The organism is Rivihabitans pingtungensis, assembly GCF_003201855.1.
Lineage (GTDB): Bacteria > Pseudomonadota > Gammaproteobacteria > Burkholderiales > Aquaspirillaceae > Rivihabitans > Rivihabitans pingtungensis.
On record NZ_QJKI01000014.1, the window covers coordinates 1 to 14,266 of the forward strand.

General features: G+C 61.2%; 13 protein-coding genes. 3 read left to right on the forward strand and 10 right to left on the reverse strand.

Going from position 1 to position 14,266, the window contains the following annotated elements; translation table 11 throughout:
• From DFR34_RS10760 to DFR34_RS10805, 10 genes are all read right to left on the reverse strand, one after another.
• Positions 1 to 282, reverse strand: a 282-nt coding sequence (locus DFR34_RS10760; protein ID WP_146215124.1) for an aminotransferase class III-fold pyridoxal phosphate-dependent enzyme, incomplete at its 3' end; no start/stop codon positions are given.
• 28 nt (positions 283 to 310) lie between these two features.
• Entirely contained in the window at positions 311 to 1,360 is a 1,050-nt protein-coding gene (locus tag DFR34_RS10765) for a GlxA family transcriptional regulator (protein ID WP_110391163.1), read from the reverse strand.
• Between the two features lie 28 nt (positions 1,361 to 1,388).
• Positions 1,389 to 2,159: an ABC transporter ATP-binding protein gene (locus tag DFR34_RS10770; RefSeq protein WP_110391164.1), complete on the reverse strand. Its 771-nt coding sequence runs from the start codon at positions 2,157 to 2,159 to the stop codon at positions 1,389 to 1,391.
• A gap of 27 nt (positions 2,160 to 2,186) precedes the next feature.
• Positions 2,187 to 2,882 (reverse strand): ABC transporter permease, encoded by a 696-nt coding sequence (locus DFR34_RS10775; RefSeq protein ID WP_110391165.1) that lies wholly within the window; start codon positions 2,880 to 2,882, stop codon positions 2,187 to 2,189.
• 1 nt (position 2,883) lies between these two features.
• A complete protein-coding gene (locus DFR34_RS10780; RefSeq protein WP_245906870.1) occupies positions 2,884 to 3,546 on the reverse strand; it encodes an ABC transporter permease in 663 nt (220 codons plus the stop codon).
• A gap of 558 nt (positions 3,547 to 4,104) precedes the next feature.
• A complete protein-coding gene (gene aotJ, locus DFR34_RS10785; RefSeq protein WP_110391167.1) occupies positions 4,105 to 4,878 on the reverse strand; it encodes an L-arginine-binding protein AotJ in 774 nt (257 codons plus the stop codon).
• A 160-nt stretch (positions 4,879 to 5,038) separates the two neighbouring features.
• Positions 5,039 to 5,671, reverse strand: a complete 633-nt coding sequence (locus DFR34_RS10790; RefSeq protein WP_110391168.1) for a TetR/AcrR family transcriptional regulator — start codon at positions 5,669 to 5,671, stop codon at positions 5,039 to 5,041.
• Between the two features lie 154 nt (positions 5,672 to 5,825).
• Positions 5,826 to 6,620, reverse strand: a complete 795-nt coding sequence (locus DFR34_RS10795) for an ABC transporter ATP-binding protein (RefSeq protein WP_110391169.1) — start codon at positions 6,618 to 6,620, stop codon at positions 5,826 to 5,828.
• Complete coding sequence (locus DFR34_RS10800) at positions 6,617 to 7,519, reverse strand: ABC transporter permease (RefSeq protein ID WP_110391170.1); 903 nt, start codon at positions 7,517 to 7,519, stop codon at positions 6,617 to 6,619. Before DFR34_RS10800 ends, DFR34_RS10795 begins: the two co-directional genes overlap by 4 nt.
• Before the next feature lie 187 nt (positions 7,520 to 7,706).
• The gene (locus tag DFR34_RS10805; RefSeq protein WP_110391171.1) at positions 7,707 to 8,684 is read right to left on the reverse strand and encodes an ABC transporter substrate-binding protein; all 978 of its coding nucleotides are present in this window, start codon (positions 8,682 to 8,684) and stop codon (positions 7,707 to 7,709) included.
• Positions 8,685 to 9,431: 747 nt separating this feature from the next.
• On the opposite strand from DFR34_RS10805, the gene DFR34_RS10810 reads away from it, so the two are divergent.
• From DFR34_RS10810 to DFR34_RS10820, 3 genes are all read left to right on the forward strand, one after another.
• Positions 9,432 to 11,345 carry a calcium-binding protein gene (locus tag DFR34_RS10810; RefSeq protein ID WP_110391172.1) on the forward strand — a complete coding sequence of 638 codons (1,914 nt, stop codon included), beginning with the start codon at positions 9,432 to 9,434 and terminating at the stop codon, positions 11,343 to 11,345.
• A 755-nt stretch (positions 11,346 to 12,100) separates the two neighbouring features.
• On the forward strand, positions 12,101 to 13,558 hold the full coding sequence (locus tag DFR34_RS10815) for a calcium-binding protein (protein WP_110391173.1): 1,458 nt from the start codon (positions 12,101 to 12,103) through the stop codon (positions 13,556 to 13,558).
• Positions 13,559 to 13,653: 95 nt separating this feature from the next.
• Entirely contained in the window at positions 13,654 to 14,265 is a 612-nt protein-coding gene (locus DFR34_RS10820) for a trimeric intracellular cation channel family protein (protein ID WP_110391174.1), read from the forward strand.
• Position 14,266 lies beyond the last annotated feature (1 nt).

Genomic DNA, 14,266 nt, shown 5'->3' on the forward strand with positions numbered 1-14,266 from the left:
AAAGGTGGCGTCCACCAATTTGCGCGCCAGGCGCAACGCCGGCTCATTGGTCAGCGTGTTGGACACATGCCAGAGCTGCTGGGCCTGCTCGGTCAAGGCCTTGACCATGGCTGGATGGCAATGGCCCAGCGAGGTGACGGCGATGCCGGCGGCGAGGTCCAGATAGTCGCGGCCGTGCTGATCCCACAGGCGGCTGCCTTGGCCGCGTACCGGCAGCCATTGGGCCGGGGCGTAGTTGGGAACCATCAGTTGGTCAAAATCGGCGCGAGTGGGGTGGGTCATGGTGAAGTCTCCTTGCGGGCGGGTTCGGTCAGGATGCGTCCCATTCTAGGCAGCCGCCGGCCGCCGGGCTTGCATTGGCGCGACATGCTGTTGCATCGCCGCCGCCTTGTCGGCGCTCTTCGCGCGGCGACAGGCCAAAATGGTGGCGGTAGGCGTTGGAGAAATGCGAGCCGGACGAAAACCCGCACGACAGGCCAATCTGGATGATCGAGCCCGAGGTCTGGCGCAGCAGCTGGCGCGCGCGGTTCAGCCGCAGCTCCAGATAATACTGCGACGGCGCCTGGTCCAGCGCCTGCTTGAACAAGCGCTCCAGCTGACGGCGCGACACGCACACCTGGTCGGCGATCTGATCCGTGGTGAGCAGGTCTTCCATATGCGCTTCCATCAGCGCCACCGCCTTGGCCAGTTTGGGCGGGGTGGCGCCCAGCTGGGCGCGCAGGCCCACGCGCTGGCGCTCGTCGCCGGGGCGCAGGCGCTCCAGCAAAAAGTGCTCGGCCACCTGACCGGCCAGCGCCTGGCCGTGCTGGCGGGCGGTGAGCGCCAGAAACATGTCCAGCACCGCCACGCCGCCGCCGCAGGTCAGCCGCTGGCGGTCAAACTCAAATAAATTGCCCGACAGCGCCACCTGCGGGTAGCGCTCGGCAAAGGCCTCGTGCAAAGACCAATGCACGCTGGCGCGGCAGCCGCCCAACAGCCCGGCGGCGGCCAGCCAGAAAGCCCCGGCGTGCACGCCGCCCAGCACCAACCGCGCGCGCGCCGCCGCCGACAAGGCCGCCACCCGCGCATCGCTGGCCGGCAGCGGCGGCGGCAGGCCGCTGGCGAACACCAACAGCGCCGACAGGCCATCCAGCGCCGCCGGGCTGAGCGCGGCGTCCACTGGCGTGGGCAAGCCCAGGTCGGACAAGACGGGCGCGCCATCGGCCGACAGCGTCAGGCAGGCGCCGGCAGCCGGGCCGGCCAGCTGGTGCAGCTGGGCCTGCGCCGTGCGCCACAAGGCCAGCTCGGCCAGCGAAAACCCCGGCAGCAACAGCAGGCCCACGCGCGGCGGCGGGCCGGGTTCCACAAGCCAGTCAAACATGGTTGCTCATCCAAACAGGCGGCCGGGCTTATTTCAGCCGGCCAGACAAAAACTGTTGCAGGCGCTCGCTTTGCGGGCGATTCAGCACCTCGGCGGGGTGGCCTTGTTCTTCGATGCGGCCCTGGTGCAAAAAAATCACCTGGCTGGACACTTCGCGGGCAAAGGCCATTTCGTGGGTGACCACCACCATGGTGCGCCCGTCGCGCGCCAGCGCCTGCATGACTTTGAGCACCTCGCCCACCCGTTCCGGGTCCAGCGCCGAGGTGGGTTCGTCAAACAGCATGACTTCGGGCTCCATGGCCAGCGCGCGGGCAATCGCCACCCGCTGTTGCTGGCCGCCGGACAAATGCGCCGGGTAGCGGTCTTCCACCCCCACCAGGCCCACCAGGTCCAGATAGCGCCGCGCCGAAGCCAGCGCCGCCTCGCGCGGCACGCCCAGCACCTGCACTGGCGCTTCGATGATGTTGTCCAGCACGGTCAGGTGCGACCACAAATTAAAATGCTGAAACACCATGGCCAGCCGGGCGCGCAGCCGCTGCAACTGCGCCGGGCTGGCGGCGGCCAGCATGCCATCCTTGGCGCGGCGCAGCGCCAGGCTTTCGCCGGCCACAATGATCTCGCCCTCGTGCGGGCGCTCCAGCAGATTGATGCAGCGCAAAAACGTGCTCTTGCCCGAGCCGGACGAGCCGATGATGCTGATCACATCGCCGGGCTGGGCGGTCAGCGACACGCCCTTGAGCACTTCGTGGTCGCCGTAACGCTTGTGCAGGTCGCGGACAATCAGTTTCGGATTGAGCATGGCGCTCTCCCAATGATGAATGAACAATCAGCCGCGCGCTTGCAGATGCGCCAGCCAGCGCCGCTCGGCGGCCTTGAACAGCCGGGTCAGCCCAAAAGTCAGGGCGATGTACACCAGCGCGGCGGCAATAAAAGGCTCGAACGGCAGGTAATAATTGGCGTACAGCCGGTCGGCGGCGGCGGTGAGGTCCAGCAGCGTCACCGTGCTGGCCAGCGAGGTGGCGTGCAGCATCATGATCACCTCGTTGCCATAGGCCGGCAGCGAGCGGCGCAGCGCCGAGGGCAGCACAATCCGGCGCAGCATCTGCATGCGGCTCATGCCCACGCTGTGCGCGGCCTCGATCTCGCCCGGCGCGGTGGCGCGCAGCGCCCCGGCCAGCATTTCGGTGGTGTAGGCGACGGTGTTCAAGGTAAGCGCCAGCGCCGCGCAAAACCCGGCGCTGGACAATGCCCCCCAGGCGGCGCTGTCGCGCACCACGTCAAACTGCGCCAGGCCGTAATAAATCAAATACAGCTGCAACAGCATCGGCGTGCCGCGCACCACATAGGTGTAGGCCGCCACCGGCCAGGCCAGCCAGCGCTGGCGCGACACCCGCCACACCGCCGCCGGAATCGACAACAGCAGCCCGGCGCTGACGGCGGCCAGCAATAGCCACAGCGTGGTGAACAACCCTTCGGCATACAATTGCAGATTGGCCGGCTCAAACAACACACTGAAATCCATCTCAGATCTCCCCGTGGCGCACGCCCACCGACACCCGGCGCGACAGCAGGCGCAAGGCCAGCAGCGAGGCGGATGTCAGCGCCAGATAGCCGGCGCCGGCCCACAGTAAATAGGTGAACGGCTCGCGGGTGGCCGAGCCGGCCTGCTTGGCCAGATACATCATGTCTTGCAGGCCAATCACCGACACCAGCGCGGTAGCCTTGAGCAGCACCAGCCAGTTATTGGTCAGCCCCGGCAAGGCCAGCCGCGCCGCCTGCGGCAAAATCAAGCGCCAGAACACCCGCCCGCGCCCCATGCCATAGGCCAGGCCGGCCTCCCACTGCCCAGGCGGCACGCCCAGCAAGGCGCCGCGAAAGGTTTCGGACAAATACGCGCCGTAGATAAAACCCAGGGTGAACACCCCGGCCATGAATTGGTCGATCTCCACTGGCGGCAGGCCCAGCGCCTCCAGCGCGCCGCCCACCAGCCCCTGGCCGCCGTAAAACACCAGCAGCATCAACACCAGCTCCGGCACGCCACGCACCAGCGTGGCGTAGGCTTCGGCGCTGGCGCGCAAAGCCGGCTGCGGCGCCAGGCGGGCCATGGCGCCCACCACGCCCAGCGCCATGGCGATGGCCAGCGCCGCCAAGGCCACTTGCAGGCTGAGCCAAGCGCCGGCAAGCATGTGGTTAAGGTATCCGTCAGTCATCCGAGAAAGTCTTTCTGATCGTGGGGGTGATGTGGCTGGGGCGAAGGCCCGCAAGCGGGAATCCCGCAGCGCGCCACCGTGTGGCGCAGGGAGAATCCTCGCAGCCAGTCGCCAGTCCCGTTGAAACACAAGGGTTCATGCGCCACAAAGAACCCCTCGCCGCATGACACCGCGTCATTCCCGCGCAGGCGGGAATCCAGGCATATCCACAGCGCACAGCGGGGTGAGCGCTCACCCGCGCTGAGCTGCGCCATGCCCACAGTGCATGCTGTGGCGCCGTCTGGGTTCCCACCTTCGTGGGAACGACTCTTCCGGTGAGACTCATGCCAAAAGCGGTCTAATCACCTATTAGTCGGTTCACATCATGGTGACTGGCTACCGGCTCATCGCCGGAATACACGCGCCGCGCCTTGGCGGCGCTAAGAGTCGCTCACAAAACCCAGCGAAGCGGCCCTGGCTAGGCGTGTGACCGCAGACAGTACAAGCAGTACGGCAAGGTCACACAACAACGCCAGGGGGTTTTGTTAGCGGCTCTTACTCCCCGTACACATCAAAATCAAAATACTTGGCGCTGATCTTCTGGTAGCCGCCATTGCCGCGCAGGGTTTTGATCGCCGCGTTCAGTTCGTCGCGCAGCGCGCCATCCGCTTTGCGCACCGCCGCGCCAATGCCCGGCCCAAAAATCTCGGCGTCGCGCAGCGCCGGGCCGATAAAGCCAAAGCCCTGGCCTTCCGGCTTTTTCAGAAAGCCCAGCGCGCTTTCCACGCTGTCGGCCACCGTGGCGTCCAGGCGGTTGGCGCGCAGGTCGAGGTAGATTTGCTGCTGGGTGTCGTAGGCGGTGACCACGGCGCCGGCCGGGGCATAGACTTTTTGGGCGTAGCGCTCTTGCGTCGAACCCTTGAGCACACCCACGCGGCGGCCTTTCAGGCTGTCCGGGGCGCCGGAGAGTTTGCTGGACAGCCGCGCCAGCAGGCGGGAGGGGGTGTTGTAGTATTTGTCGGTGAAGGCGACTGCGCGTTTGCGTTCTTCGGTGATGGTCAGCGAGGACATGATCACGTCAAACTTGCGGGCGTTCAGCGCCGGGATGATGCCCTTGAAGTCTTGTTCGACAAAGCTGCAACGCGCCTTGATTTCGGCGCACAGCGCCTGGGCCAGATCAATTTCAAAGCCCACCAGGCGGCCATCGGGGGATTTGTAGGTGAACGGTTCGTAAGACGCCTCCAGGCCGATGCGCAGGGTTTTTTCCTGCGCCAGCGCCCCGCCGGCCAGACACAGCGCGAGCGCGCCCAGTAAAAGCTGTTTCTTCATCTGTTTTCCTTCGCACATCTAGGTGAACAAGCCGACTCGGCACCGCCGCGCCGCTTCATGAACGGCAGCGCTGGCGTGCAGTGGATTCAATCATGTCGGGCAAGGCAAACCTTGCGCGGATGCGACGAAAAGTTGATGAAAGCTGGCGCGATGGGGTTTTTCAGGCTTCGCCGTAGCGGGCGCAGGCGGCGATAAAGGCTGGGCGCAGGGTGGGAGTGACGTAGGGTTTGAGCAGGGCCAGCACCTGGCAGACGCCACGGCGACCGGTGGCTTCGCTGATGGGCTGGCTGGGGTGTGAGGCTTGTTCGAAGGCGTACCAGAACTTGACCACCAGCCAGATATTGATCACCAGCGGGCGGATGTCGGCGGCGTCGATGGCAAACAGACCGGCGTCGGCGCAGCGCACAAACAGGCCGTGCAGGGTGTCGGTGAGTTCGTCGTCAATAAAGCGTTGATAATCGTGTTGCAGCGCCGGATTGCGCGCCAGCAGGCCGGGCAGGTCGTAAAACATGAAGCGATAACGCCACATGCCGTCAAACGCTGTATCCAGATAGCCCAGCACATCGGCCACCTCGGGCTGGCGGCCGTCGGCCAGGGTGAGGCGCTGGCGGACAAACTGCTGATATTCCAGAAAAATCTGGTGGACGATGTCTTCTTTATTGCGAAAGTGATAGTACAGATTGCCGGGGCTGATGCCCAGGTGGGCGGCAATGTGGTTGGTGGTGACCGCGCGCTCGCCTTGCTCATTGAACAAGGCCAGGCTGGCGGCCACGATGCGATGGTAGGTTTTCATGATTCAGCAGGCTGGCCGCGCGGCCAGGCAAGACGGGAAGGCGGGCAGTATCCCTGCACCGGCCAGTGGCTGCCAAGTGGCAGCTGGCCGGTGCAGGGAGAGACAAGGCGTGTAACCGCAGTGAACCACGCCAAACGGGCTTTGTGAGCGGCGCTTACCCCAGCAGCAGGGCGTCGTCGGTAATCGCCTCGCCACGGGTGCGCTCGAACATGGCCAATAAGTCCGGCACGTCCATGCGCGCGCGCTCTTCGCCGCTGACGTCCAGCACCACCCGGCCCTGATGCAGCATCACGGTGCGGTCGCCGTGGTCCAGCGCCTGGCGCATGGAGTGGGTCACCATCAGCGTGGTCAGCTTGCCTTCCGCCACCACTTGGTCGGTCAGTTCCAGCACAAAGGCGGCGGTTTTCGGGTCGAGCGCGGCGGTGTGTTCGTCCAGCAGCAGCATGCGCGAGGGCTTGAGCGAGGCCATCAGCAGGCTGACCGCCTGGCGCTGGCCGCCCGACAGCAGGCCAATGCGGTCGGTCAGGCGGTTTTCCAGGCCCAGCTTGAGGATGGACAGTTTTTCGCGAAACAGCTCGCGCAGCTCGGCCTTCACCGCGCGGCCCAGGCCGCGCCTTTCGCCGCGCTGCCAGGCCAGCGCCAGGTTTTCTTCGATGGTCAGCGCTTCGCAAGTGCCGGCCATCGGGTCCTGAAACACCCGCGCCACCAGCCCGGCGCGCTGCCAGGCGTTTTGCCGGGTGACGTCCTGACCGTCCAGGTGCAGGCTGCCGCTGTCCACCAGCAAATCGCCGCTGATGGCGTTCAGAAAGGTGGATTTGCCGGCGCCGTTGCTGCCGATCACGGTGACGAACTGGCCGGTTTCGATGTGCAGGTCCAGCCCGCGCAGCACGCGGTTTTCAATCGGCGTGCCGGGGTTGAATGTCTTGAGCAGACCTTTGGCGTGCATCATGCCGGATTCCCCTTCACGGTTTTGCGCAGTTTGGCTTTCAGCGTCGGCAGCACCAGCGCCAGGCCCACCAGCACGGCGGTGACCAGATTCAGATCCTGTGCTTGCAGGCCGATGAAGTCGGCGCTCAGCGCCAGGGCGATGAACAGGCGGTACAAAATGGCGCCCAGCACGGTGGCCAGGGTGATCACCCACAGCGAGCGCGACGGAATCAGCGTTTCGCCGATGATCACCGCCGCCAGGCCGACCACAATGGTGCCCACGCCCATGGAAATATCCGCCCCGCCCTGGGTTTGCACATACAGCGCGCCGCCCAGCGCAATCAGCGCATTGGACAAGGCCATGCCGGTGAGGATGGCGCGGTTGGTGGAAATCCCCTGGGCGCGCGCCATGCGCGGGTTGGCGCCGGTGGCGCGCATGGCCAGGCCGGATTGCGAGGCAAAATAAGCATCCAGCAGCAGCTTGGCGGCCACCACGATGGCGGCCAGCACGCCCGGCTGCACCCACATGGCGCGCTCGGAAACCTCGCCAATCAGCGGGCTGAACACCGTCGGCGAGCCGATCAGCGCCACATTGGGCGCGCCCATCACCCGCAGATTGATCGAATACAGGGCAATCATCACCAAAATGCTGGCCAGCAGTTGCAGGATGTTCAGCCGCACATTCAGCCAGGCGGTCACCCAGCCGGCTGCGGCGCCGGCCAGCATGGCGGCGGCGCAGGCCAGCCACGGCGACTGGCCGCCAGCGATCATGATGGCCGCCACCGCGCCGCCCAGCGGAAAGCTGCCGTCGGCGGTGAGGTCCGGAAAATTGAGGATACGGAACGAAATCAGCACGCCCAGCGCCACCAGGGCGAAGATCAGGCCGATTTCCAGCGCTCCCATCAGGGAGATGAGTGACATGGATTACCTCGACAAAAACGAACACCGCGCCCGGTGGGGCGCGGCAGACTGCCGCCCTGCGGCGCGGGATGGCGCACCGGGGCGGCTCGGCTGAGCTTAAGCCGCGCAGGGCGGCGCCGGCAAAACCGGCGCACTGCGGGCGGTCAGGTCGCGCTGGGCATCAGGTGGCGGCCCAGCGCGTCAGCCATCATTTTACCGTGTCTTTGGCTTCTTTGAGCAGGGCCGGCGACAGCGGCGCGCCTTGCTTCTTGGCGGCTTCCGGGTTGACGGTCAGCGAGGTCTTGTCACCCAGTTGCGGGGCGATGTCGCCGGCCTTTTCGCCCTTGAGGATGCGCACCACGATCTTGCCGGTCTGGCGGCCCATATCGTAGTAGTTCATGCCCAGCGCGGCGATGGCGCCGCGCTTGACCGAGTCGGTGTCGGCGGCGATCAGCGGAATCTTGGCGTCGGTGGCCACGCGCACCAGCGATTCATAGGTGGACACCACATTATTGTCGGTGGAGGTGTAAATGGCGTCCACCTTGCCCACCAGGCTCTTGGCGGCCGGGGCCACGTCCACGGTGCGCGGCGCGGCGGCTTCCACCAGGGTCATATTGCGCTTGGCCAGCTCGGCCTTCAGTTCGCGGGCGACGGTGACCGAGTTGACTTCACCCGGGCTGTACACCATGCCGATGCGCTTGGCGCCCGGCTTGACCTTTTCGATCAGGTCGATTTGCGGCGGCAGCGACAGCATGTCGGACACGCCGGTGACATTGGTGCCGCTGGCCTTCCAGCTGCTCACCAGCTTGGCGGCCACCGGGTCGGTGACGGCGGCGAACACCACCGGCACGGTTTTGGTGGCGGCGACGGCAGCCTGGGCGCTGGGGGTGGCGATGGCGACGATCACGTCAGCATTGTCGCCCACAAACTTGCGGGCGATCTGGCCGGCGGTGGCGGCGTTGCCCTGCGCGCTCTGGAATTGGTATTTGATTTGTTTGCCCGGTTCAAAGCCGTTGGCCTTGAGTTCGTCTTCCACCCCCTTGCGGGCGGCGTCCAGCGCCGGGTGTTCGACGATGGCGGTCACCGCCACCGACTTCATTTCAGCGGCGTGGCTCAGCGGGGCCAGGGCGGCCAGCACGCTGGCGGCCAGACAGTTCAGGGCAATGCGGCGAGAGATAAGCGTCATGATGCTTCCGTGCGGTGAGCAAGTGCTCTTGCGTGAAGGTTTACGGGAAGACGACGGCCAGGCGCGGCGTGGGCGGGCCGACAGCGCGGCTGTCGCGTAACAGGGCAATCTTATTGCAAATTCATGAACGCAACTGCCACAAACGAGAAATATTGTGCCAGCAATATGACATACAAGGCAATAAAAATAAATTTAACTAGAAAAAACGATTGTTTTAACTAGAAAAGCCCCTACTTTGCGCCATATCCTGCCGATTTTCCGTCTGTCTCTTTGAGTGGTTTCTGCTCAAGAACCCCATGGAAACCGCACATTTATGGCAAAAAACCAAACCACCAGCCGACTGTGCGCTGCGCTCTGCTGGCACAGGGCACATCGGATGGCCCTGTTGCTGTGGTTTTTGTGCAACGCAAGAGCACACCACGACAGCGTGGCGTCTTGCGCCTGGCGGCGCCAATGATCATTGTATTAACATTTATCAGCGTTCAACCTGCTGATCTGGATAGAATTTCTGCGGGCCCTGGATAAGTCATCACGGTGGCTAAAACCGTCCGTGCCTCACGATGACATGAGGTGATTTTATATGCGCTCCACCTATGTTTATATAAAAAACACTGATAAAAATACCGACAAGTTTTATGGTAACCCTTCGGTAACACATGGCGCGTGCCCCCCTGCTTGAAAATATCTGCCTCTCTTGGGTACAGTGAAATCGCGGGCCAACCGCAGATAACACAAAAGGATAAGATCATGGCAAGTATCAGCAGCAACATCAGCTATACATTGGCACCGAGTGATGATGTGCTGTACCTGACAGGTACAGACAATATCAATGGCAATGGCAATGGCAACTACAATGCCAATATTGTTTATGGCAATGCCGGAAACAATATCATCAATGGGCTGCAAGGCGCCGACACCGTGTACGGCGGTGCTGGCAATGACACGATTTATGCCAATATGCCTGGCAGCCTGAGCGCCACCTGGCAGGATGTACTGTACGGTGGCACAGGTGATGATGCCCTGTATGCCGATGGTTTTGATCGTTTGTATGGCGAAGATGGCAACGACAGCCTGTACGACGGCAACACCACTAGCAATCAACTGTATGGCGGCCTGGGCAATGATGCCTATTACCTGGGCAATGCCTCCAGCATGGTGATCGAGCAAGCTGGCCAAGGGGTGGATACGGTGTACAGCACGGTATCGGTGGCGTTGGATAATTCACTTGCTGGCGCACCGCTGATCAGCGGTGAGGTGGAAAACCTCACCCTGAGCAATGGCCCGGTGAATCTGACAGGCGGCGGCAATGCGCTGAATAATCTGATTACCGGCAACCTCACCGCCAATACCCTGTGGGGTGGCGTGGGCGCCGACACCCTGCAAGGCGGCGGCGGCAACGATGTGCTGTATGGCAATTCCGCCGCGGTGCTGGCCGACGCGACGCAGGATTGGCTGTACGGCGGCGATGGCGATGACATCCTGTACGCTGACGGCAACGATATGCTGCTGGGCGGGGCTGGCGCCGACACTTACATCATCCGCGCTGGGCTGGCCAACACCATTATTGAAGACCTCACCCCATCGGCAGTGGTGGATACGGTCAAGAGCGAGATTTCGTTCTCGCTGGGCCTGAGCGTGCCAGTGGCCGGCATGCCGACCACCCAAGTAGCGTCTGGCGCAGTGGAGCGGCTGGAGCTGCAAGGCTCGGCTGATTTGATCGGTCTGGGCAGCAATGGGGTGAATAACACCCTGCAAGGCAATAGCGGCAATAATGTGCTGATGGGCGGCACCGGCATGGATATCCTGTATGGCGGCGCAGGCAACGATACCCTGTATGGCAATGTGGTTAATGGCGCGACCAATACCGAGCAGGATATGCTGTATGGCGAAATCGGCAACGATACCCTGTATGGCGACGGTTACGATGTGCTGTATGGCGGGGTAGGCGACGATATTTACTATATCAACGGCATCAACAACCATGTGCAGGAAATGACCGGTGAAGGTTTTGACACCGTGCGCAGCTATGTGTCGTTTGGCGTGGGCGGCTCGCCCGATCCGCAAAGCTCCAACAGCAGCCCGGGCATTGAAGTGATCGAGCTGGTGGGCACGGCGCATGTCAGCGCCTATGGCAGCGGGGATGCAGAAACCCTGCTGGGCAACAGTGGCAATAATGTGCTCAATGGCCGTGGCGGTCACGATCTGCTCAATGGCGGCGCAGGCAACGACACGCTGAAAGTAACGGTGGCGCTGGATCCCGCTGTGTATGGTGATCAGAACGTCACCCTGATTGGCGGCGCGGGCACGGATATCTTTGCCATTGGCGCCAGCGGCAAGCTGGTGGGCGCCAATAACACCGCGCTGGTCAGTGATTTCCAGCATGGCGTGGACAAGATCATGTTTAACACCATCGCCGGTCCAGGCACATTACTGACCTTGACCACGCCGGCTGGCGCCACGCTGGACGATATGCTCACTCTGGCTGCCAGCCAGATGACCACGAGCAACACCATCAGCCAGTTTGTGTTTGCCGGTGACACCTATCTGGTGATGGATCGCTCCTCCAGCAATGGTTTTGCCAGCGCAGATACCGCCATCAAGGTGGCTGGCGTGCCGCTGATTACCTGGTCTGATTTGGCGTTTGGGGTAGTGGGGGTGTAAACGCAAGCTGTCCGGAAACCCTGCCCAGTGACAGATTCGTGCATTGAGTGGGGTTTATGGCCATCGCAGACACGAGGCTGATTTTATGACTGAAAATCAGCCTCGCCTGGTGATCCGGTTTAGTTATTTTCTTGATTGCAATCGTAATTTTTGTGCTCAATTTTTAGCGTCGTCGCTCACAAAACTCAACACAACCACCCAGGCTAGATGTTGCGGCCGCAGACACAGCAAGGCCATATGATCACAAAAGGATTTTTTTTGTGACGCTTATGTGTATCCACCACCGATCCGTATCCTAGCAAATCAAATCAGCGCCGCTCACAAAGCCTTCCTGGTGTCACCACGCACGTAGCACAACCGTCGATACCAGCATAGAAAAATACACAGTCAGATACACATCATTTTTATTACATTATTTTAATATAATGACATAAAGCCGGGTACACCTACCGGCTTGAAGCGCACTGTTGTATTTGTGCAACTTACTTCCATTGCACAGCACTCCTTACAAGCGCCCACCAATCCAGAATATCACCATAAGCCACTGATTTCAATAAATATATTTAATAGCATATTAAAATGACAAAAGACATCTCGGCCCGCACAACAATTTTATTACGTATAAATACGAATGGCAAAAACATAAAAAATATGCTCAAAAACCTCGCCACTAAAAACCCATTGATAAACCAGATCCGACTAACGTCTAATTTCATTTGTGTACATACACACCTGACTCAGACAAAAAGGACATCATGATGGATATTACTTCCACAACAAGCTACACCTTGGGCGCAGGCGAAGATAATCTTTATCTCCAGGCGACCAGTTATGCGCCAACTAACGGTGCAGGCAATGAACTCAACAACATCATTTCTGCCGCTTACTCAAGCTCCCCGATAGACAATACCCTCTCAGGCGGTGCAGGAGCCGATACCTTGCTGGGCGGCAACGGCAATGACATTTTGTACGGCAATGCCGCAGGGGTGAGTTCGGATGCCACACAAGACAGCCTGGACGGAGGCAATGGTAACGACATCCTTTACGCGGATGGCAACGACATTCTGGTAGGTGGTTTGGGTGAGGATCTGTACGTGATCGGCACCAGTACCGGCAACCAGATCATCGAAACATCCAGCGGCATTGATACCGTACAAAGTGAAATTTCTTTTTCACTGGGTCTGAGCGTGGCCTTGCCAGACATGCCGGTGACTCAAGTTGTGTCTGGTGTGGTCGAGCGGCTGGAACTGCTGGGCACAGCCAACTTGGTCGGGCTGGGCAACAGCAGCAGCAATACCCTGGTAGGAAATAGCGGCAATAATACCCTGATGGGGGGCGAGGCCAGCGATATCCTATATGGCGGGGCAGGTGACGACACATTATATGGCAACGTAATTAACGGGGCGATCAATACTGTACGTGACACGCTGTACGGTGGCGATGGAAATGATACCCTGTATGGTGATGGCGCCGATAGTCTGTATGGTGGCGCGGGTGATGATGTGTACTACATCAATGGAACTAGCAATTATGTGGAAGAGGCTGCCGGCGAAGGTGTCGATACGGTAAAAAGCTATAAATCGTTTGGTATCGGTGGCGCACTGGAAAGCAATGGTTCCTATGGCTCTTCGCATATTGAAAACATTGAACTGCTGGGCACGGCCAATATCAATGCCGCAGGCGGACTCAACAACAATGTCTTGATTGGCAATGCCGGCAATAATGTGTTGTCGGGAGGCGGTGGACATGACTTGCTCATGGGCGGCGCCGGTAGAGACACCTTGCGTGTTAATGCCGTGTTTCAGCCAAGCATTTTTGGTGACCAGAACACCACATTGATCGGGGGAGATGGTCGCGACACCTTTGCTTTTGCGGCAGGTGCTGTAGGCAAATTGACGGGCGCCGACAACACCGTGCTGGTTGCTGATTTTGTGCATGGCGCCGACAAGCTGGCATTTTTCAGCAACACAACCCCGACGGGTTTGGTGACGCTCTCGGTTTCTCCTGGCGCCACGCTAGATGACATGCTGGAGCTGGCAGCCCAGCAAATGAGCACAGTGACTGCGGTCAGTCAGTTTGTGTTTGCTGGCGATACTTATGTGGTGGTGGATCGCTCGGCCGACGCTGTTTTCTCGCCACTGGATACTGCCATTAAGGTTGCCGGCACCCCGGTGCTGACCTTGACAGACTTCACCTTTGCCCTGGTGGTCTGATCGCCCTGCTGTGATCTCTAAACGCCCCGGCCTTGCCGGGGCGTTTTGCCTTCTGCAGCGTCAATCCGGTATAACCCTGCTTTTGGATTGCGCGCATGGACATCTTTTTTTTCATCGGCACCGTGTCATTCACCCTTACCGGCTATCTGCTGGGCGTGCGCAAGCGCTTTGACTGGTTGGGCGTGGCCATTCTGGCCTTGCTTACCGCCGTTGGCGGCGGCGTGCTGCGTGATGTGCTGATCCAGCGCACCCCGCGCATTCTTTACCAGAACGACACGCTGTGGGTGATTGCCGCCACGCTGGCGCTGGCCTGGGGCTTGCGCTTGCAAACCCGGCGCGCGCCGCAGCTGGAGCGGCTGTTCATCCTGGCCGATTCAATTGGCCTGGTGGCATTTTCCATCGGCGGCGCGCAAATCGGCGCCATGCTGGGCTTAAGCGCCTTTGGCGTGGCCATGCTGGGCTTTATCAGCGCGGTGGGCGGCGGCATGATCCGCGACATGCTGGTCAATGACATCCCGTTTATCCTGCATCGGGATTTTTACGGCGCGGTGTCCATCCTGGTGGCGTTGGGCTGGCACGCGCTGAATCAACTGGGCTGGCAACGGCCAGAAACCGAATACGCGCTGTTTGCGCTGGGCCTGGCGCTGCGGCTATGGGCGCACCGGCAAGAACTGCGCTTACCCGCGCCGGACGCCAGCGGGCACTGAG